General features: G+C 73.5%; 16 protein-coding genes. 11 read left to right on the top strand and 5 right to left on the bottom strand.

Annotated elements, in window-relative coordinates:
- The first annotated feature begins 225 nt into the window (after positions 1–225).
- The 4 genes from ACZ4Z3_RS30125 (at position 226) to ACZ4Z3_RS30110 (ending at position 3,567) form a co-directional block, all read left to right on the top strand.
- Positions 226–798, top strand: coding sequence for a YbaK/EbsC family protein (locus ACZ4Z3_RS30125; protein WP_468503981.1), 573 nt, complete (start codon positions 226–228; stop codon positions 796–798).
- Positions 799–1,308: 510 nt separating this feature from the next.
- Positions 1,309–1,887, top strand: a complete 579-nt coding sequence (locus ACZ4Z3_RS30120) for an NADPH-dependent FMN reductase (RefSeq protein WP_468503980.1) — start codon at positions 1,309–1,311, stop codon at positions 1,885–1,887.
- 55 nt (positions 1,888–1,942) lie between these two features.
- Positions 1,943–3,109, top strand: a complete 1,167-nt coding sequence (locus tag ACZ4Z3_RS30115) for a hypothetical protein (protein ID WP_468503979.1) — start codon at positions 1,943–1,945, stop codon at positions 3,107–3,109.
- 194 nt (positions 3,110–3,303) lie between these two features.
- A complete protein-coding gene (locus ACZ4Z3_RS30110) occupies positions 3,304–3,567 on the top strand; it encodes a hypothetical protein (RefSeq protein WP_468503978.1) in 264 nt (87 codons plus the stop codon).
- Between the two features lie 173 nt (positions 3,568–3,740).
- Here ACZ4Z3_RS30110 and ACZ4Z3_RS30105 read toward each other — a convergent pair whose 3' ends face one another.
- A complete protein-coding gene (locus tag ACZ4Z3_RS30105; RefSeq protein WP_468503977.1) occupies positions 3,741–6,773 on the bottom strand; it encodes an AfsR/SARP family transcriptional regulator in 3,033 nt (1,010 codons plus the stop codon).
- A gap of 462 nt (positions 6,774–7,235) precedes the next feature.
- Here ACZ4Z3_RS30105 and ACZ4Z3_RS30100 point away from each other — a divergent pair, with 462 nt between their 5' ends.
- The 7 genes from ACZ4Z3_RS30100 (at position 7,236) to ACZ4Z3_RS30070 (ending at position 15,266) form a co-directional block, all read left to right on the top strand.
- Positions 7,236–8,447, top strand: a complete 1,212-nt coding sequence (locus tag ACZ4Z3_RS30100) for an IS701 family transposase (protein ID WP_468503976.1) — start codon at positions 7,236–7,238, stop codon at positions 8,445–8,447.
- A gap of 364 nt (positions 8,448–8,811) precedes the next feature.
- Positions 8,812–10,584: an acyl-CoA dehydrogenase family protein gene (locus ACZ4Z3_RS30095; protein ID WP_468503975.1), complete on the top strand. Its 1,773-nt coding sequence runs from the start codon at positions 8,812–8,814 to the stop codon at positions 10,582–10,584.
- Positions 10,585–10,586: 2 nt separating this feature from the next.
- Positions 10,587–11,483, top strand: coding sequence for a 4'-phosphopantetheinyl transferase family protein (locus ACZ4Z3_RS30090; RefSeq protein WP_468503974.1), 897 nt, complete (start codon positions 10,587–10,589; stop codon positions 11,481–11,483).
- Positions 11,484–11,509: 26 nt separating this feature from the next.
- Positions 11,510–12,397 carry an MBL fold metallo-hydrolase gene (locus ACZ4Z3_RS30085; RefSeq protein WP_468504044.1) on the top strand — a complete coding sequence of 296 codons (888 nt, stop codon included), beginning with the start codon at positions 11,510–11,512 and terminating at the stop codon, positions 12,395–12,397.
- 19 nt (positions 12,398–12,416) lie between these two features.
- A complete protein-coding gene (locus tag ACZ4Z3_RS30080; RefSeq protein ID WP_468503973.1) occupies positions 12,417–14,009 on the top strand; it encodes an acyl-CoA carboxylase subunit beta in 1,593 nt (530 codons plus the stop codon).
- Positions 14,006–14,272, top strand: a complete 267-nt coding sequence (locus tag ACZ4Z3_RS30075) for an acyl-CoA carboxylase epsilon subunit (protein WP_468503972.1) — start codon at positions 14,006–14,008, stop codon at positions 14,270–14,272. The genes ACZ4Z3_RS30080 and ACZ4Z3_RS30075 overlap by 4 nt, the downstream gene beginning before the upstream one ends.
- A 154-nt stretch (positions 14,273–14,426) precedes the next feature.
- Complete coding sequence (locus ACZ4Z3_RS30070) at positions 14,427–15,266, top strand: AfsR/SARP family transcriptional regulator (protein ID WP_468503971.1); 840 nt, start codon at positions 14,427–14,429, stop codon at positions 15,264–15,266.
- Positions 15,267–15,336: 70 nt separating this feature from the next.
- Here the strand turns inward: ACZ4Z3_RS30070 and rfbH are convergent, their stop codons facing one another.
- The 4 genes from rfbH to ACZ4Z3_RS30050 all read right to left on the bottom strand — a co-directional run bounded on the left by rfbH (position 15,337) and on the right by ACZ4Z3_RS30050 (position 20,370).
- A complete protein-coding gene (rfbH, locus tag ACZ4Z3_RS30065; protein ID WP_468503970.1) occupies positions 15,337–16,698 on the bottom strand; it encodes a lipopolysaccharide biosynthesis protein RfbH in 1,362 nt (453 codons plus the stop codon).
- Positions 16,695–17,705 (bottom strand): Gfo/Idh/MocA family protein, encoded by a 1,011-nt coding sequence (locus tag ACZ4Z3_RS30060; protein WP_468503969.1) that lies wholly within the window; start codon positions 17,703–17,705, stop codon positions 16,695–16,697. Before ACZ4Z3_RS30060 ends, rfbH begins: the two co-directional genes overlap by 4 nt.
- A complete protein-coding gene (locus ACZ4Z3_RS30055; RefSeq protein ID WP_468503968.1) occupies positions 17,702–19,048 on the bottom strand; it encodes an NDP-hexose 2,3-dehydratase family protein in 1,347 nt (448 codons plus the stop codon). The genes ACZ4Z3_RS30060 and ACZ4Z3_RS30055 overlap by 4 nt, the downstream gene beginning before the upstream one ends.
- Before the next feature lie 371 nt (positions 19,049–19,419).
- Positions 19,420–20,370, bottom strand: coding sequence for a 3-hydroxyacyl-CoA dehydrogenase NAD-binding domain-containing protein (locus tag ACZ4Z3_RS30050; RefSeq protein WP_468503967.1), 951 nt, complete (start codon positions 20,368–20,370; stop codon positions 19,420–19,422).
- Between the last annotated feature and the right edge of the window lie 27 nt (positions 20,371–20,397).

Below are 20,397 nucleotides of genomic sequence, written 5' to 3'. Positions count from 1 at the left end.
CCGCTACCGGCTCGCGACCATTCGGAGATCAACGGGGCGGTGCGGGCGGGTCGAGCGGTGCGGGCGGGTGTCGAGGCGGACTCCAGCGCTCCTCCGGGCGGGCGGGTGGCGGGGCGGGAACGAGGCAGGAGGGAAAGGGGAGGCGGGTCTGCGACCTTTCGGGTGCCGGCGGAAAGCACGCGGCGAACCGAGGGACGACCCAAGGAACCTAAGGAGAGGGATCCGGTGCCTACCCTGCTCGACACCGACCGCTCACGCGGTGAGACGCCCGGGGCGTCGGCCGCGCCCGCCCCGGCGGCCACCGCTCCCGCCGCGGAGCACTCCCGTGACTGGCCGCGACTGCTGACCACGTTCGATCTGCGGGGTGCCCGCTACCGGGTGATCCCGCACGCTCCGGAGGACCGTGTCGAGGAGGCCAGCAGCCTTCGGGGCAGCCCTCTGGAGCAGTCGGCCCGGTGCCACATGGTCCGGGTCAGGCGCGGCCGCCGCGTCATCCGGGACGTCGTCGCGGTGGTGCCGGGCGACCGGACGGTCGACCTGGTCTCGGTGGCCCGGCTGTTCGGCGGCACGGCGGCCTCGTTCACCCCGCCGGAGGAGGCCGAACGGCTCAGCGGGACCCCACGGGGCGCGGTCCTCCCCTTCGCCTGCGGCCCGGAGCTGGAGCTGGTCGTCGCCCCTGCGCTGCTGGAGCACGAGGAGATCTACTTCACCGCGGGCCGCCTCGACCTCTCGGTCGCGATCCGGACGGAGGACTACAAGGTGCTCGCCCGCCCCCGGGTGGCACCGATCGCCGGCTGAACCAGCGCCCCCGCCGGGCCACGCGGCCGCCGGGCCTCCGGGCCACGAGGCCGCCGGACCGCCGCAACAGCCCCGCGGCTCCCGGCGCGGGGCCCCGGGCCTACGGGCCACCGGGCCACCGGACCGCCGCAGCATCGGCGCGGCCCCCGGCTCCCCCCTCGACTCCCCGGCCGGTTGTCCCCCGGCCGGCCGGGGCTCCCACCCCGCCGGGCCCCGCACCCCCACGCCCCCCCACAGCGGCGGCCTTCACACCCGCGACCCCCTGGCCACAGGGCCCCCTCGCTTCCGGGTCCCGCGCGAGACGGTTCCCCCCCGTCCGTCTCGGCGCGGGGCCCGGGATCCTCCCCCGGCCGACACCCCGGATCCCCGCGCGGTGCCTCGCATGGCACCCCGGGGAGGCGGGCGGGAACAGGACGGGAACGGGACGGGAACGGGCCCCGGCATGCTCGCCCTTCAACGACCGGAGCCGGGTCGCGCGCCCGGAAGGAACCTCGGAGAGGACCCAAAGCCATGCCCAAGATCGTGCTCGCCTCCGGCAGCATCCGCCGGGAGTCGGCGAACGCCGCCGTGATCGCCACCGTCCGGCGGCTGCTGGAGCAGCGGGACGAGAGCTACGAGGTGACGGAGCTGTCGCTGCGTCACTTCCCGCTGTTCGACGAGGACCTGGAGAGCGACGGCGGCACGCCCGAGCTGCTCGCCGCGAAGGCGCAGGTCGCGTCCGCCGACGTACTGATCATCAGCAGCCCCGCGTACAACGGTTACCCGTCGGGCGTCCTCAAGAACGCCCTCGACTGGCTGTCCCGGCCGGGCGACGCGGACCGCGCGCCGCTGGAGGGCCTGCCCACGGTCGTCGTCAGCGCCTCCCCGGGCCCGGCCGGCGGGGAGAACGTACAGCCGCACGTCCGCCAGATCCTCGGCAACTGCGGTGCCGCGCTCATCGACTGCGAGCAGGTGGCGGTCGGCAACGCGATCGAGCTCCGCACGCCCGAGGGCGTCATCACCGAGCCCTCCGTGGTCAAGGCCCTCGACGGCCTGGTCGACGCGGTCGCCGGCCACCTCGCCGCCACCCCCCGGGAAGTGGCGGCCTAGTCACCGGGTTCCGGCTCCGGTTCCTCCACAACAAGAGAGAGGCGGGCTCGTGACCATGGCGGGTCGAATCGACGACCGGCGGCTGCTGCTGGTGCTGCCCCGGTACCGGGTCGTCCGGAAGGCCGTCGCCGCCGGATTCGACGTGTGGTCCCTGTGGGACCCCGGCCTCGCCGACGCGCGGAGCCTGCGCCAGATCGAGGACGCCTCGCACGAGCTCCTGCTCACGGACCACTCCGACGAGCAGGGGCTGCGTGCGTTGGTGCGCGGGACCGTGCGGCGGCACGGCATCGGTCATGTGCTGCATCTGTCCGCCGACGACCCGCTGGAGCTCGTCCTGCCGGCGCTGGAGGAGGGCTGGCGGCTCGGCCGGGCCCCGAACCCCCCGTCCGCCGTCCGTGCCCTGAGCCGTGTCCGCCCCGCCCCGCCCGATCCGCTTCCTCGTCCCGGTCCCTCCGGCCCCGTGCCGGAGTGGCCGGGATTCAGCGTTCAGGCGTTCTCCACGGAGGGACGACATCAGGTCATCGGGGTGACCGCCCGCCGCGGCACGGGCCATCTCCATCCAGCGCCGCCCGCGGCGCTGGACCGCTCCGTGGTGGACCGGCTGGTCACCCGGGCACTGGACGCGGCGGGACACCGCTTCGGACCGGCGCACTTCGAGTTCACGGCCACCCCGGACGGTCCCCGTCTCCTGGCGGCGCGGGCCGGTCTCGGCGGTGACCGCATTCCGCTGCTCGTGGACATCGCCCGGGGCCTCGATCTCGAGGCGGCGGTATTCGCCGCTCTCCTCGGCAAGGAGCTGGGCCCGGTGCCCGAGCCCGCCCGTTTCGCCGCGATCGATTTCTTCCGCATGCCCGCGGGGCGGCTGCGCACGGTCGCGGGAATCGACAGCATCTGCGCCCTGCCGTATACCCAGGCGGTGAATTTCCCCTATTCCCCGGGGGACTCCGTTCCTTTTCCGGACGGCACCGGCAACGGATATGTGGTGGTGTCCGGTGGGACCGCGGAGGAGGCGGCTCGGCGCAGCGGTGGCGCGGTGGAACTTCTCCGCGCCGACGTGCGGGAGGAGAAACCGGTCGACGATCCGGTTTGCGAACCGGTCGGTAAGCCGGTTTCGGAACCGAGTGGAAAGCCGGTTCCGAAAACGGTCGGGAAGCTGGAGAGGGTAACGGGACAGCTGTCGACGGAAAGACGGGTAGAAAGGCGGGAAGAGGCGCGGGAATGAGGCGGTAACGGTGCTGTTTTCCCAGCTCAGAGGCGAGGAAGACGCAGGTCGGAAGAGAGGAACAGCACGGGAGGAGGTACTGGAAATGTCGGTGGTGTCAGAGGAGATGACATCCACCGAAGGGGCACAGAATGCGCGGCAAGATGACCGGCGTGATCGGCGTTATCGCTACGGCTGGCATGTGGGGGATTGCTGTGACAGGTCCGGTCGGCTCTCTTCTGGCGGACGACCACGGCCCCTCCGGCGCAGCCGCGCGAGTCATCCTGGCCGACGACCACGGCCCCTCGGTCGCGTCCCCCTCCGGCCCGCTGAACGACGACCACGGCCCCTCGGTCGCGTCCGCCTCGGGTCCGCTGAACGACGACCACGGCCCCTCGGTCGCGTCCGCGTCGGGCCCCCTGAACGACGACCACGGGCCGTCGGTCGTACGGCGGTCGCCGGTGCTCCAGGCCGCTTGAACCACCCGGTACGTCGTTCCACCTGACAGCCACCGCGTCCAGGCTGGCTTGCCCACCGGTCTCCCGGTGGGCTCGGGCGGCGGCAGACGGGAGCCGCTGCGGGCCCCGGCCTCGAAAGAGGCCGGGGCCCGCTGTCTGTTCCGGCGCCGTTCGTCCGGTGCCGAAGGGCCGGGTCAGGCGAGGCGGCGGGCCTCGCGCGGTACTCCCATCTCGGCGAACAGCTCGTCGGCCCGGCGGCGGTGCTCCTGGGCGCTCGCGTAGTCACCGAGTTCCTCGCCGGCCCTCGCCAGGCCGTGCAGCGCCTGCGCCGTCTCGTAGCGGAAGGCGATACCGGAGGCCAGGTCGTGGGCGTTGCGGTGCCGGTCGCGGGCCTCTGAGAACTTCCCCAGCGCGCGCAGCACCCGGCCGGCGGCGTTCTCCACCGTGGCCCGGCGCGCGGTGGTCTCGGCGGCGGCCAGTTCCGCGGCCCGCTCGATGTAGGGCAGAGCCTGCTCGGGCCGGCCGAGCATCACATAGGCGTCGGCGCAGTAGGACAGGATGAGGGCCGTGTTGGCGGGCTTGTTCAGCCGGTCGCAGAGTTGCAGCGCCTCGTCGAGCCGTTCCAGGGCGGTCTGCGGTCTTCGCAGTCCCAGCAGGGCCAGGGCCAGCGTCGACAGGGAGACGATCGAGTTGCTGATCTCCCCGATCTCCCGGTACAGCGCGAGCGAGCGGGCCGCCGCGTCGGCCGACTCCTGGTAGCGGCCCAGGCGGGCGTTGACCGAGCTGAGCAGGCCGAGGCTCACCGCCTCCTCCCGTACCTGGCCGAGCTCCTGCTGCAGGCACGCGGAGCCGGTGAGCAGTTCCAGTGCCTCGGCGAACTTGCCGAGGCTGTTGTAGACCTGGCCCAGTCTGCTCATGCACACGGCCTCGCCGAGCCGGTCGCCGCCGCGGGCGACGTCCAGCGCCTCCCGCAGATGCGCGGCGGACTCCTCGTACAGGCCGAGCCGCCACTGTCCCATCGCGAGGTTGGTCAGGCTGATGCGCAGCAGGACCGGCTGTCCGAGGCTGCGGGCGGCCGCGACGGCGGCCCGGTTGGTCTCCTGGAGGTCGTGCGGGTAGTTCCTGATGTGGGAGTGGAAGCCGAGGGCGCGCGGCAGGTACGCGGCGTGCAGCAGGTGGCCGTTCTCCACGGCCAGGTCCACCGCCGACAGCAGGCTGTCGCGCTGCCGGTCCAGCCACTGGAGGGCCTCGTCGGCCGTGGCGAAGCCGGGGTGGAGGGGGCGGCCCGGCGGCAGGAACTCCGGGAACCGGGGCCGCTTGGGGAAGAGCGTGTCGCAGGCGCTCTCCGCCGTCAGCACGTAGTGGTCCAGGAGCCGCCCCACCGCCTGGTTCTCCTGCTCCCCGGCCTGCTCGGTGCCGAGGAGGCCGCGGGCGAAGCTCCGGACGAGATCGTGCATCCGGTACCAGCCGGGCTCGCGCTGTTCCAGCAGGTGGGCGTCGAGCAGGTGCTCCAGAACCTCTTCGGCGTCGTGGGGGTGGCAGTCGAGGAGGGCCCCGGCGTCCGCGGGGTCGATGTTCCGGCCCGGGTGCAGGCCGAGCAGCCGGAAGGCGGTGCGCTTGCCCTCGTCCATCGCCTGGTACGACATGCGCAGCACGACCGCGACGCTGCGGCCGGTGGAGTTGAGTTCGTCCAGGCGGCGGGTCTCGTCGCGCAGCCGGTCCACGAGCCGCTGGATCGTCCAGTGGGAGCGGTTCCTGAGGCGGGCGGCGGAGATCCGGATCGCGAGGGGCAGCCGGCCGCAGAGCCGGATCAGCTGGGCGCACGCCTCCGGTTCGCGCTCCACCCACTCGCGGCCGAGGGTCCGGGCCAGCAGTTCGGTGGCGTCGTCGTCGGTCAGCACGTCCAGCGAGAGCCAGCGGGCGCCGTCCAGGTCCACCAGGCGGGGGCGGCTGGTGACGATGGTGAGGCAGTCGGGGGAGGCCGGGATCAGCGGCATGACCTGGTCGGCGGTGGCGGCGTTGTCGAGGACGATCAGCAGTCTGCGCTGCGCGGTGATCGAACGCCACAGCGCGGTACGGGCCGCTGGGTCGTCGGGCAGTTCCTCGCCGGGCACCCCCGCCGACGCCAGCAGCGCGTCCAGCGCGGCGGCCGAGCTCAGCGGCTCCTGGCCGGGGGTGAATCCGCGCATGTCGACGAAGAGCTGGCTGTCCGGCCAGTACGGGGCGAGCTGGTGGGCGGCCTGCACGGCGAGCGCGGTCTTGCCGCTTCCGCCCATGCCGTCGATGGCGACGATGTGCGCCCAGACCCCGTCCTTGTCGAGGGCCGTCTCACGGATCCAGTCCATCTCGGCGGCCCGGCCGGAGAAGTCCCGCAGCGCGTACGGCAGTGTGCTCGGCGCCGAGGGCATGGCCGGCAGGGGCGGCGCGGGCGCGACGGAGGGCGTCGATCCGACGGAGTGCATCGACGCGGCGGACGGCGCCGGGAGGGCGGACGGCGCGGTCGGGCCGGGCTCGTCCGACGGCGGGGCGGGGGCGGTGGCGGGCGGCGCGGTCGGCTCCTGGGCCGACTCGGGAAGGGCCAGTTCGGGGCTCTGCCGCAGGATGTCCTCGTAGAGCTTCGTCAGGGCCCCGCTGGGGTCGATGCCCAGTTCCTCGGCGAGCAGGTGCCGGACGCGCCCGTACTCCTCCAGGGCCTCGGCCTGCCGTCCCGTGCGGTACAGCGCCAGCATCAGCTGTCCGCGCAGGGTCTCGCGCAGCGGGTGCTGGTTGACCAGGACCCGCAGTTCGCCGACGACCGACGACGCCTCGCCGGCCGACAGTTGGAGGCTGAACAGCTGCTCGGCGGCGGCCAGGTGCTGCTCCTCCAGCGCCGCCGAGGCCGCGTCGATGACCGAGCCGCCGAAGCCCGCCATGACCGGGCCGCGCCACAGCTCCATCGCCGCTCTCAGCTCCTCCGCGGCGAGGGCCCGGCGGCCTTCCTCCACGGCCTTGCGCGCCCTGCGCAGCCGGGAGCGGTACTGGCTGAGGTCCAGCTGGTCCTCGCCCACCGACGCCCGGTAGCCGGGGCCGTCGGTCAGTATCATCTCGGCCCCGCCCGGTATGCGCTGCCGCAGTTCGGCGACCGCCTTGCGGATCTGGTGCGAGGCGCTGATCGGCGGATTGTCGTCCCAGGCGGCCTCGACCAGGCGTGGCACGGGAACGACGCGGTTGGCCTCCAGGAGCAGCATCACCAGTGTGCGCGAACGCAGAGCCCCGCCCAGTTTCAGCGGCGAATCCTCGTGCCAGCCTTCGAGAACGCCAAGGATTCGGAATCTCGGGCTCCGAATTTCTGCAGCACGATGTGCCATCTTCGCACAGCCCCCCGTCGACGATCTTTCAGGTCTGATCGACAGCTGCCAGATTCTATGCAGGCTTGTTCGATCGCATCAATTGAAACTTGTACGCTCCGCAACCGCAGTGTCACGGTAAACGCTTATTTCCTGTGACGACCCGCCAGGTCAACTGGTGGCCATTTTCAACCCCTCGTTCCAGAGCGCCCGTTCTGCCCCTGTTGGCCCACGGCGCCAGTGACTTCCCGCCATGCGGGACCGATGCGGAATCGGGCCGGGAAAGGCTCGGTACCGCCGACGGCCAGTGTGTTTTTTGGCCGGGAGTAGCCGCTCCGGCCGCCGTCCGGAGGGGGAAGGCCGATGTACGACCATCGCGACCACGTCGCAGAGCTCTGCTCCAGGCTGTTCGCCTCGATGCCGCGGCGCGGCCAGCGACTCAAGGCGGAGCAGTACGTCCGGGCCCTGCTGTCGGTGCCCGGACGCAAGACGCTGCGGAACATCGCCGACTGGATGGAGGGCGAGCCCGCCGACCGGGAGCCCGCCAAGCAGAGCGTCCACCACTTCATCAGCAACTCCTCGTGGGACTGGACACGGGTGCGGCAGGCGCTCGCCGGGTACGTCGAGGACACCGTCGCGCCCCGCGCGTGGGTGGTCCGGCCCCTGGTGATCCCCAAGGCGGGGCCGCACTCCGTGGGCGTCGACCAGCAGTTCGTGCCGCACCTCGGCCTGACCGTCCACGGGCAGCAGGCGTACGGCGCGTGGCTCGCGTCCGAGCACACGGCCGTCCCCTGCGACTGGTCGCTGCTGCTGACCCGCGCCTGGCTCGACGACCCCGGCCGGCGCCGTCGCGCGCAGATCCCGGCCGGCGCGCTGCCCGCCGGGCCGGAGGAGGTCGCGGGCCGGCTCGCCCTCGACGCGAGCCGCGGCCTGCCGTCGCGGCGGCCCGTCGTCATCGACGCGGAGGGACTCGACCCCACGCGGGTGCTGCGGGTGCTCGTGCCGACCGGGGTTCCCGCCGTCGTCCGGGTGCCGGCGTCGACGCCGCTGCGGGTCGACCCCGCCGTCCTGCACAGCTACAGCGAACGGCCGGCCACGGCCGATCAGCTCGTCGCCGGGTGCCGGTGGCTGTGGCGGCCCGCCGAGGGACGCGGGGTGCGGGCCGCGCTCCCGGTCGTCCTGCCCGCCGCTCCTCGGCAGCCGCTGCTGCTCCTCGCCCGGTGGACGGCCGGAACCCGGGGGCCCGACCGCTACTGGCTGGCCACCACGCCGGCCCTCGGCGCGGCCCCCGGCTCGGGCACGCCCACCGGTTCGGGGACGCCGTCCGGCGTCGGCCCAGCCCGCGGGGCCGGTGCCGGTGCGCCGTACCGCTCCGAGGAGGCCCTGCTCGCGCTCGCCGCGCTGGCCGACACCGTGGAGCTGGCCTTCCGTCAGGTGTCCGAGCAGATGGGGATACGGGACTTCGCGGGCCGCTCCTTCCAGGGCTGGCACCGGCACATGACCCTCGCCTCGGCGGCCCACGCGGCGGCGGTGCTCCGCGACCGCCGGGCCGTGCACGGGGTGCGCGCGGCGTAGTCCCGCGAGGTGGGGGGCGGCGCCGGGGCTCGCGGCGTCCGCTCAACACCCTTGCCGCCGGGCCGACTCCAGCCCGCGCCCCGGCGCCGGCGCCGGTCCGCTCCAACGGGGCCCCGGCGTCGACCCGTTGCCCTCGACACAGCCCCGACTCGCCGTCCGGGCCCTCCTCGCACCCGCCCCGTTCCCAGCCGGAACCCGACACCGGACCCTGGCCCGCCCCGGACCCGCCACCAGCCCATAGCCCCGACGCGGACCCGGCACCAACCCCTTCCCCGGCCGGCCCCGGCCCGTTCGAGCCCGTCCCGAGCCGGGCTCCAGCTCCCCCGGCGACCGTTGCGTGTGCAGCGGAGGCGAGGAGACGACGATGGCGGAGGCAGGGGCCGGCGCGGGGGGCCCGGTGGATGCCGTACGGCAGGCGGGACTCCCGCTACAGGTCCTGCCTCCGCGTGGTCCGGCGACCCGGCGGGCCGACCTGGAGGCGGTGCTCGGCGACCCGGGCGACGCGGCGAACCCCTTGGGGGACGCCGGGGTGCTCGCGGCGGAGCGCCGCGGGGACCTGCCGCTCGGTGGTGAGCCGTCGCTCGCGTCGCTCGGGCTGCACGAGGACTTCGTGCCCGAGGAGCACGGCGGGCGTCTGGCGGGACTGGACGAGGCCGCCGCCCTGCTGCGGGCGGTGTTCCGGCGGGACGCCGCGCTCGGCCGCGGCTACGGCTCCGCCTCCCTGGGCGCCGCCCTGTACCCGTGGTGCTTCGGCACCGCCGGGCAGCGCACCGCCACCGCCCGCCTGCTGCTCGCCGGTGAGCGGATCGCCGGCGGCGCGGCCGTCGAGGAGAACCTGATCGCCGACGGCGGGACGCCGCTGCGGCTGACCGGCCGTACGGCCGGGCTGGTGAACGCCCCCCGTGCCGCGGGGTTCGTGGTGGTGCCCCGGCACGCGGGGCCGGGCGCGGGCGGCGACGGTGAGTCGGTGCTGCTCCTGCGCCGCGGGGACCTGCCGCCGGGCGCGGTGGGGCAGCTGTCGCCGTACGACGTCGGCGTTCCGCCGCGCATCCCCGCCGGTGAACTCGTGCTGGACGACTGGGCGGTGCCGGCCGGAGCGGTGATCGGCGAGGTGGGCGACGGCCAGTGGGTCACCCGCCGGGTGGCACAGGCCCGCCTCCCGCTGCTCCCGTCGATGGCGGTCGGCTGCGCCGACACCGCTCTGCGTGCCGTGCTGACGGCGGTGCTGACGGAGCGGGGCGGGGTGCGGGGCATGCGCTCCCGGGTCACGCGCCGCACCGTGGTGGGCGCGTTCGCGGACCTGCTGGCCGCGGACTGCCTGTCGCTGGTGACGCTGCGCTCGCTGCACCTGATGCCGGAACGGTCGAGCATCTGGTCGGCCGCCGCCCGGTATCTGGTGCTGCGGCTGCTCCAGGAGGGCGTGGGCGACCTGATGACGGTGCTGGGGACCGACTCGATGCGGGACGGGGACGGTCTCGGCACCTTCCACAAGCAGGTCCGCGACCTCGCGGCGATGCCGCCCGGCCCCGCCGGATCGGCCGCCGCCCTCGCCACGCTGCTGCCGCAACTGCCCACCCTGGCCCGGCGTTCCTGGACGGCCCAGGGGCCGCCGGCCCCGGCGGAACTGTTCCGGCCGGACGGGCCGGTGCCGCCCCTGGCGGGCGCGCGGCTGAAGCTGGCGGCGGCCGACGACGGCCTGACCGTACTGCTCGCGCGGGCCCGCGACGGGCTGGCCGACGAGGGGCTCGCGAACTGGCCGACCGCGCTCTCGGACGAACTGGCCGCCTTGCGCGACCAGTGCCGGCGGCTGCCCGAGCTGGATCCCGCCGTGCTCGCCAACCCGCGCGGCTTCGCCCTGAGCGAGCGCTACGCGCTGCTCGCCGCGGCCGCCGCCTGCCTCGGGGTGTGGCGTGCGGCCCGGCGGGCGGGCACCGGCGGGTTCCTCGCCGAACCGGCCTGGCTGCTCACCGCGCTGGGACGGATCTCCGTGCGGCTCGGCCTGCCGGTGGCGGCCGCCTCGGCCGACCACGAGGACGTGATGCTCGCCGAGGCCGTACGGCGCTGCCGCGAGGGTCACAGCCTCGATCTGTACGACACCGTGCTGGGCACACCGGCCCGGCACCGCGAGAAGGGATGAGCATGTCCGTACGCCGTGGTCTGGCAGGGCCGCCTCCCCTGCGCGTCGCCTCCCCCGACGGCCCGTGGGAGGCGCTGAGCGGCGCCGTCCGCGACGGCGGGTACGGGCTGGCGTACGGTCTGGCGAGCGAATGGGCGCCCGCGGCGCGCGGTCCCGCCCTGCACGGGCTCCTCGGTCACGAGTACGGCCGCTACCTGGCGGTGAACGGCGAGGAGGCCCGCACCCGGTTCGCCGTGTCGCGCCTGGTGCTGAAGCACGGGGCGGCCGCCGTGCTGGGCGCTGACCCGGCCGACCTGGAGCTGGCCCGCCGCCCGAACGGCCGCCCGTATCTGCGGGGGTGCGGGCGGCTGGACGTGAGCCTCAGTCACACGGGCGACGTCGTCGCGGTGGGGCTGAGCCGGCTGGGCCCGATCGGCGTGGACGTCGAACCGCAGGACAGGGCGGCGTACGGCACGGGCCTGGAGGAGGACGTGTGCACGGCGCACGAGCGGGCGGCCCTGGGATGGCTGCCGGAGGAGGACCGGAACGCCGCGGTGATCCGGCTGTGGACGCTCAAGGAGGCGTACACGAAGGCGCTGGGCCTCGGGATGCGCCTGTCGTTCCGTTCGTTCGGGTTCACCACCCCGTCGACCCGGACGGCCGCGCCGCGGCTGCTGGGCACGGACGGGCTGCCCGCCGATGACGGGGGCTGGCACTTCGAGACCCACACCCTCGACGACCGGTGCACCCTCAGCGCGGCCGTGGGACCGGCGCCCCATGCCGCCGCCGGGACGGTGGACGCGTCCGGGATGGTGGACAGCGGCCTGATGCGGGCGGTGGTGACCTGCTCCCGCAAGGACGCCCTGGCCGCCCCGGGCGCCGGGGGCGACGGCGGTGGCACCGCGGGGAGGCCCGCGTGAGCCGCCACTCCCCCGCGGACGCCCGCATGGTCGAGGTCGCCGACGGGGTGTTCGCGTACGTCCAGCCGGACGGCGGCTGGTGCCTGAACAACGCGGGGCTGATCACCGCCGGCGGACGGCCCGCGCTGATCGACACGGCGGCGACCGAGGCACGGGCGCTGGCGCTGAAGGAGGCGGTCGCGGCCGTCGCTCCGCGTCCCCCGCGCTATGTGGTCAACACCCATCCGCACGGGGACCACACCTTCGGCAACCGGTTCTTCGCCGACGACGCGGTGGTGATCGCCCACGAGGCGACCCGCGCCGAGATGAACCTCGCCCAGCTGCATCTGACCGGGCTGTGGCCCGAGGTGTGCTGGGGCGATCTGGCCGTGGAGCTGCCGACCCTGACGTTCCGTGAGCCGGTGACCCTGCATCTGGGCGACGTCCGCGCCGAGTTGACGCACCCGGGCGTGGCGCACACCACCAACGACACGGTGGTGTGGCTGCCGGAGGAGGGGGTGCTGTTCGCGGGCGACCTGGTGATGAACGGGGCCACGCCGTTCTGCCTGACCGGGTCCGTCGCGGGCACGATCGACGTCGTCGGCAAACTGCGGGCGCTCGGCCCGCGGGTCGTCGTGCCCGGTCACGGCCCGGTCGGCGGGCCGGAGTTGCTGGACACCGCCGAGCGGTACCTGCGCTGGGTGCAGGAGTTGGCGGGGCGAGGTCTCGCGGCGGGTCTGACCCCGCTGGAGACGGCGCGTGAGGCGGACCTCGGCCCGTACGCGGAACTCCTCGACAGCGAGCGGCTGGTGCCGAATCTGCATCGGGCGTTCGCGGAGGCCGGCGGCGCACCGCCCGGTCACCCGCTCGACATCGGACTGCTGTTCTCGGAAATGGTCGAGTTCCACGGCCGGCTCCCCGAATGCCACGCGTGAGAGACCGAAAGGGGCAGAAGTGAGTGTCATCCAGGAGACCGAGGAAGCGCCGGCGGTCGCCGGCACCACCCGGGCACGGGTTCAGGAGCTGGCCTCGCTGCGCGCGGCGGTGGTCGCGGGGCCGGGCGAGAAGGCCACCTCGGCGCAGAAGGCGAAGGGCAAGCTGACCGTACGGGAGCGGCTGGACATCCTCTTCGACGAGGGCTCGTTCGTCGAGATCGAGGGGCTGCGCCGGCACCGCGCCACGGGCTTCGGCCTGGAGGACCGCCGCCCGCACACGGACGGCGTCGTCACCGGCTGGGGCACGGTCGACGGCCGTCCCGTCTTCGCCTACGCCCATGACTTCCGGATCTTCGGCGGCGCGCTCGGCGAGGCGCACGCGCAGAAGATCCACAAGCTGATGGACCTGGCGGAGTCCGCGGGCGCGCCCGTCGTGGGGCTGTGCGACGGGGCGGGCGCACGCATCCAGGAAGGGGTGACGGCGCTCGCCGGGTACGGCGGCATCTTCCGCCGCAATGTGCGCAACTCCGGGGTGATCCCGCAGATCAGCGTGATCATGGGGCCCTGTGCGGGCGGCGCCGCCTACTCCCCCGCGCTGACGGACTTCGTGTTCATGGTGCGCGGCACCTCGCAGATGTTCATCACGGGCCCCGACGTGGTGCAGGCGGTCACCGGCGAGCAGATCACCCATGACGACCTGGGCGGCGCCGATGTGCACGCCGAGCGGTCCGGGGTGGCGGGGTTCGTGTACGACAACGAGGAGTGCTGCCTGCGGGACGTACGGCACCTGCTGTCGTTCCTGCCGTCGAACAACCGGGAGACGCCGCCCGGCGGCCCCACCTGCGACCCCTCGGACCGGCGCGGGGAGGCGCTGGTGGACCTGGTGCCGGCCGACCCGAACCAGGCCTACGACATGGCGAAGGTCATCGAGGAGATCGCGGACCACGGCGAGGTCTTCGAGGTCCACGAGCGGTGGGCGCCGAACGTGATCTGCGCGCTGACCCGCATGGGCGGCGAGGTGGTGGGCGTCGTCGCCAACCAGCCGCAGCGGATGGCCGGGGTGCTGGACATCGAGGCCAGCGAGAAGGCCGCCCGCTTCGTGCAGATGTGCGACGCCTTCAACATTCCGCTGGTGACCCTGGTGGACGTGCCGGGTTTCCTGCCGGGCGTGGACCAGGAGCACGGCGGTGTCATCCGGCACGGCGCCAAGCTGCTGTACGCCTACTGCAACGCCACCGTGCCGCGGGTCCAGCTCATCCTGCGCAAGGCCTACGGCGGCGCCTACATCGTCATGGACTCGCGGTCCATCGGTACGGACGTGTCGCTGGCGTGGCCGATCAACGAGATCGCCGTGATGGGCGCGGAGGGCGCCGCGGGCGTCGTCTTCCGCCGACAGATCGCGCAGGCGGACGACCCCGAGGCCATGCGGGCCCGCCTGGTCAAGGAGTACAAGGAGGAGCTGATGCACCCGTACTACGCGGCGGAGCGGGGTCTGGTCGACGACGTCATCGATCCGGCCGACACCCGGTCCGTCCTGATCCGCACCCTGTCCGTGCTGCGCTCCAAGCACGCGCCGCTGCCCAGCCGCAAGCACGGGAACCAGCCCCAGTGAGCGCCGACGGAACGCCCACCGGACCGGAGGCGCGGACGCGGGACGTGCTCAGCGGGGCGTCCTGGCGGATCACCCGCGGCGATCCCACACCGGAGGAACTTGCCGCGCTGGCCGTCGTCCTGGCGGCCCGCCTGCGGGCCGCGCACACCGACGACGGCGCCGCGGCGCCGCTGCGCGGCGCGTCCTGGGACGGCGGCCCGGAGCGCCGCCCGGCGCCCGCCTGGACCGCGCGCTCCCTGCCGGGCTGGCGCTCGGCGGCGTGACGCCTCGTCAGGACGCCGCAGGAGAACAGGGCGAGAGTGACACTCTCGCCCTGTCGGCGTAGGGGGACACCTCGCACCACGCCTACCGTTCTGGTCATCACCTCACAGAACGCGGCAACCGGCATTCTTCGCCCCCACCTGAAGAGGAGCAAGCGTGGTGCGGTTCAACCTCATAGGCCCGTTCGAGATCGTCGCGCAGGACGGCAGATCCTATCTGCCGAGCACGCCGAAGGTGTGCCAGACCCTGGCGTTGCTGCTGACCCGGGCCAACGAGATCGTCACGTCCGATTCCCTCATCCACGAGCTGTGGGGCGAGAGCCCGCCCCGCAGCGCCGTCACGACGCTCCAGACGTACGTCTACCACGCCCGGCGGATGTTCGTGGCCGAGCGCCTCGTCCCCGCCGAGCGGCCCCTGCTGGTCACCCGTGCCCCCGGCTACGCCGTCCAGGTCGAGGACGACGAGGTCGACATACGGATCTTCGAGCGGCTGGTCGCCGAGGCGCACACCGACCTCGGGGCGCACCGCTACGAGTCGGCCGTGCGCAGGATCGACGGGGCCCTGGAGCTGTGGCGGGGGCCCGCCCTGTCCAACATCCCCGCCGGTGACCTGCTCACCGGGCACATCGTGCACCTGGAGGAGCTGCGCATCCGGGCGCTGGAGATCCGGATCGAGGCGGAGGGCGGCCTGAACCGGCACCGCGAGTCCATTCCGCAGCTGCGCAAGCTCGTCAACGACTACCCGCTCAACGAGTGGTTCCACAGCCGGCTCATCATGGCGCTGGGCGCCTCCGGGCGGCGCGCGGAGGCCCTCCAGGCGTACCAGAACCTGCGGCGCATCCTCGCGGACGAGCTGGGCCTCGAGCCCTCCGCGGACCTTCAGCGGCTCCAGCTGGAACTGCTCGGTTCCCGACCGGACGGCGGGACGCGGGGGACCCCGCACTCCGGTTCCGGGAACACCGCGCAGGGTCCCGCGCGGCTGCCCGTCTTCACCTGAGCACCTCACACGTTCGCCCCCGCCGGCCCTGGGCCGGCGGGGGCGAACGTGTGTCGGGGGACCGTACGGCTCAGGACTTCTTCGCCGCGAAGTCGCGGACGCTCTCGGCGATCCAGTCGACGCGCTGCTCGTCCAGGCCCGGGTAGACGCCCACCCAGAAGGTGTGCTCGGCGACGAGGTCGCTGTTCACCAGGGAGCCCACCACACGGTGCGGGCGGTCCTGGTAGGCGGGGTGCCGGGTGAGGTTGCCGGCGAAGAAGCGGCGGGTGCCGATCCTGCGGGCCTCCAGGAAGTCGACCAGCTCCTTGCGGGTGAAGCGGGCCTCGGGGCGGACCGTGAGGGCGAAGCCGAACCAGCTGGGGTCGCTGTCGGGTGTCGCCTCCGGCAGGATCAGCCCGGGCACGCCGTCCAGTCCCTCCCGCAGCCGGCGCCAGTTGGCGCGGCGGGCGTCGCCGAAGGCGTCCAGCCGGCGGAGCTGACTCAGGCCGAGGGCGGCCTGGAGGTCGGTGGCCTTCAGGTTGTAACCGACGTGGGAGAAGATGTACTTGTGGTCGTAGCCGTGCGGCAGCGTGCCCATCTGGTAGTCGAACCGCTTGAAGCAGCGGTTGTTCTCGCCCGGCTCGCACCAGCAGTCCCGGCCCCAGTCGCGCAGTGACTCCACGATCCGGGCCAGCGACAGATTGCTGGTGAGGACGCAGCCGCCCTCGCCCATCGCGATGTGGTGCGCGGGGTAGAAGCTGGTCGTGGCGATGTCGCCGAAGGTGCCGGTGAGTTTGCCGCGGTAGGTCGAGCCGACGGCGTCGCAGTTGTCCTCGATCAGGAACAGGTCGTGTTCCTCGGCGAGCGCGGCGATCTCCTCGACGGCGAACGGGTTGCCCAGGGCGTGGGCGATCATGATGGCCCGGGTGCGCGGGCCGATGGCCGCGGCCACCCGCTCCGGTGTGGTGTTGTACGTCGGGATGTCGACGTCGACGAAGACGGGCACGAGGCCGTTCTGGATGATCGGGTTGACGGTGGTCGGGAAGCCCGCCGCGACGGTGATCACCTCGTCGCCGGGCCGCAGCCGGCGGTCCTCCAGCAGGTGCGAGGTGAACGCGGACAGCGCCAGCAGGTTCGCGGACGAACCGGAGTTGGCGAGGTGGGCCTTGCGCAGCTTGAAGTACCGGGCGAAGTCCCGCTCGAAGCGGCGGGAGCTGACCCCCGAGGCGATCCGCATCTCCAGCGCGGCCTCGACGAGCGCCGCCCGGTCCTCGGCGTCGAAGACGGCGCCGGAGGGCCACACCTCGGTCTCGCCGGGCACGAACGCGCCGGACCCGCCGCCGTGCTGGTCGCCGTGGGCGTGGTAGTCACGGACCTGTTCCAGGATGCGGGCCTTGGCCGCCGCCCGCTCCTGCTTGGCCTCGGGGGAACCGGTCACCAGGGTCTCGGTCATCGAGCATCGCCTCCCACGGCGTACTGGGCCTGTCGTTGGATGTCGGCGGTGAGCTCCGCCTGTCGGGTACTGATCGCGCCGGACGTACCGGCCTCGTCGCCGGTCGCCTCGCCGCCGACGACCGCGCGGGTGAACGCCTCGACGCCGCCGAGGCACTGGTCGTACGGTTCCAGCTCGTGGCGCCGGACGCCGTCCGGGCCCTCCAGCAGCAGGACGGGGCGGTGGTCGGGGGGTGGGGTGAAGGCATGGTCGAGGCGGAGCCTGCCGGTGCTGCCGAGCACCTCGTAGCGGGACGTGTACCGGTGCTCCATACCGAAGGTGAGGTGGGCGGTCGCGCCGTCCCCGTCCCGGCACAGCAGGGCCGCGCCCGCCACGTCCACGCCCCGCGCGGGATCGGTGCGCAGCACCGCGCCGGCCACCCGCAGTTCGGGGCCGAGCAGCAACTGGGCGGCGCGCAGCGGGTACACGCCGACGTCGAGGAGGGCGCCGCCGCCGAGGTCGGGGCGGTAGCGGATGTCGGCCGGGGGCCGCGGGGGGATGGTGAAGGCGGCCGAGACCGCGCGGACCTCGCCGACGGCGCCCCGTGCGATCAGGTCGAGCACCGCCCGGTGCTGCGGGTGGTGGACGAAGAGGTAGTTCTCCCGCAGCACCAGCCCCGACTTCCCGGCCAGGGCGACCAGTTCGGCGGTCGTGCGGGGGTCGGTGGTCAGCGGCTTCTCGGCGAGGACGTGCTTGCCCGCCTCCAGGGCGGCGCGCACCCAGTCGGCGTGCAGCGCCGCCGGCACGGGCACGTACACCGCGTCCACGCGGGGGTCGGCGAGGACCGCCCGGTAGTCGGGCAGCGCGTCGGCCCCGTACGCGGCGGCTAGGGTCCTCGCGCGATCGGGGTCGCGGCTCGCCACGGCGGTCAGGGTGATGCCGGGCGCGCGGGACACGGCGGGCAGGATCCGGCGGACGGCGATGTCGGCGGCGCCCAGCAGGCCGAGCCGCACGGTGCGCCCGGTCATCGGTCCCGCTGCCGCAGGAAGCGCAGGCAGGTCAGCAGGTTGCGGGCCTCGACGTTGACGTGGTTGGAGTACCTCAGCAGGCTGCCGAGCTGTCCGGGCGTCATCCAGATGTGGTCCCCGCCCGCGTCGAGCGGCACGTCGTCGTCGGCCTCGACGACCAGGTAGCGGTTCTCGGCGTGGTGGAAACGGCCGCCCTCCTCCGAGTGCACCACGTCGAACAGGATCCGCGAGGGGTCCGCCGACAGGACCGTGTCCAGGAAGCGGGGCCGCTCCTGCGCGGGGCGCCCGTCGTAGTTGGCCGGGCAGCACTGCACGGTCGGCGCCATCTCGGCGATGTCGCGGGAGCCGGCCTCCGTGCGGGCGTTCACCAGTACGTGGCGGCGGTCGTCGATCCGCCGGGTGAGGAAGGCGATCACCCCGCGTCCGGCGGGGGCCAGCATCGGCTGCGACCAGCGGGCCACCTCGCGGCCGTCCGCCTCGACGTCCACGCCGATCACCGAGAAGTAGCGGCCCTCCTCGTGGACGAGGCGGTCCCCGGTGTGGGTCCAGCCCTTCACCTCGGCGAGCGGGATGCGGCGCCGGTGCAGGTCCTGCGGTGCCTTGACGTCGGTGAACCAGCTGAGCAGTTCGGTCATCGAGTGCCGGCCGCGGTCCTCGGCGCCGGGCGCGCCGACGTCGTCGGGCCAGGGCTCCGGCAGGCCCGACAGGACGGTTCGGGTGTCCATGTTGACGACGTTGTCCAGGGCGAGCAGGTCCCCGATCTGCTCCAGGGTCAGCCAGCAGAAGCCCTCGCGCGGCGGCACGTCCTCGTCGGGCGGCAGCTCCACGATCATGTTGCGGTTGCGCTTGCTGTGGAACCAGGAGCCCTGCTCGGACTGGAGCGCGTCGAACAGGACCCGCCGCCGGGGCGGCGCCAGGAAGTACTCCAGGTACGGGACGGCGCCGCCCTGGTGGACGCGGGTGAAGTTGGACCGGGTGGCCTGCACGGTCGGGGACATCTGCAGGACGTTGATGTTGCCCGGTTCCATCTTGGCCTGGAGCAGGAAGTGCCGTACGCCGTCGAAGTCCTTGACGAGGATGCCGAGGATGCCGGCCTCGGGCTGCACGATGATCGGCTGCGTCCAGGACCGGGTCTCGCGGCGGCCGGTGGTGATCTCGACGCCCTCGACGGTGAAGAACTTCCCCGTGCGGTGCCGCAGGTTCCCGGTCTCCGGGTCGCTCGCCCAGCTGTCCAGGGCGTCGAGCGGCACGGGCGTCACCCGGTGCCGGTGGGTGCGGTTCCGTTCGGCGAACCAGTCGAGGAACTCCGACGTCTGTCGGAAGCGGAACACAGTGGGGAACACGGTGGGGCCCTCCCGGTCGGCTGCTGTGCCGCCAGCATTCGGCACGGCGGTAGAAGGGGGCTCGAAGTCGGGGCGGGGCGGTGACCTGGGGTTTAGGGCCCTTCTGATGGATCTCCGCGGGAGAAGGAGCGGCGTTCGGTGCGTGCTCTCGGTGTGCCGGGCGGAAGCCCTCGTAGCGGAGCTACTAGGGCTTTTGTCCGGTGCGGCGAGTGGGGGTACCCCCTGCTCGAAGAGCTTGGGGGAGTGCCGGGCGTCGCGACGCCGCGGGGATCCATCAGAAGGGACCTAGGGGTGAACAGGACCGGCGGGTGCCGTGGGGGCACCCGCCGGTCGGGGGGCGCGGGCCCGACCGGGCTCGCGCGGGCCGTCGTTCAGGACTGGCGGTCGCCGACCTCCGCCAGGGCCTTGAGGACGGCGGTCTGCCGGGTGTCGCGCTCGCGTACCAGCTCCTCGTACGACGAGCCGCCGTACACCTGCTCGGCCTGCTCGATGAGGGACTGGATCGTCGCCTCGTCCAGGGTGGGGCGGCCGAGCAGCTCCCAGCCCTTCTCCAGGCCGGAGCCGAGCGTGCCCAGCCACTTGCGCAGGCCGCCGGTGCCGCCGCCCAGGTGGAAGGCGAGGAAGGGGCCCACGGTCGCCCAGCGCAGCCCGATGGAGTGCGTGACGACGCGGTCCAGCTCCTCCAGGGAGACCACGCCCTCCTTCACCAGGTGGATCGACTCGCGCAGCAGCGCGGACTGCAGCCGGTTCGCCGCGAATGCCAGGACCGGCTTGCGCAGCACCACCGGGACCCGGCTCACCGACTCGAAGAACGCGACGGCCTCCCGCACGGCCTGAGGGGAGGTGCGCTCACCGGCGACGACCTCCACGAGGGGCACGACGTGCGGCGGGTTGAAGGGGTGCCCGACGACGAGCCGGGCTGAGTCGGCCATCAGGGCGCCCAGGTCGTCGGGGTTCAGGGTGGAGGTGGAGGACAGGATCAGCGCGTCGGGCCGGGCCGCCTTGCCGATCCGGGCGAAGAGTTCCTGCTTGAGCTCCAGGTTCTCCGGGGCGTTCTCCACGATGACGTCGGCGTCCGCGACGGCACGCTCCACGTCGGGTTCGAACTCCAGGCGCTCCCCGAACCCGGCCGGGTCCTCGCTCCCCTCAGGGAGGAACGGGGCGAACAGGTCGAGGGCCTCCTGGACGATGCGCGGCGCGTCGGGCCTGCGGCTGTTGACGCGGACGCGCAGTCCGTGGCCGAGGAACAGCGCGATCCACCCGAGGCCGATGGTGCCGGCGCCGACGACGGTGACCGTCCGCTGCTGTGCTGGGGGCGTCATGGGTGCATGCCTCGCTTCGGGGTCGAC

It is taken from the genome of Streptomyces sp. NPDC030296, assembly GCF_055572815.1.
The sequence above is the reverse complement of the archived record's forward strand: the minus strand, read 5'-3'. Positions and strand labels throughout refer to the sequence as shown.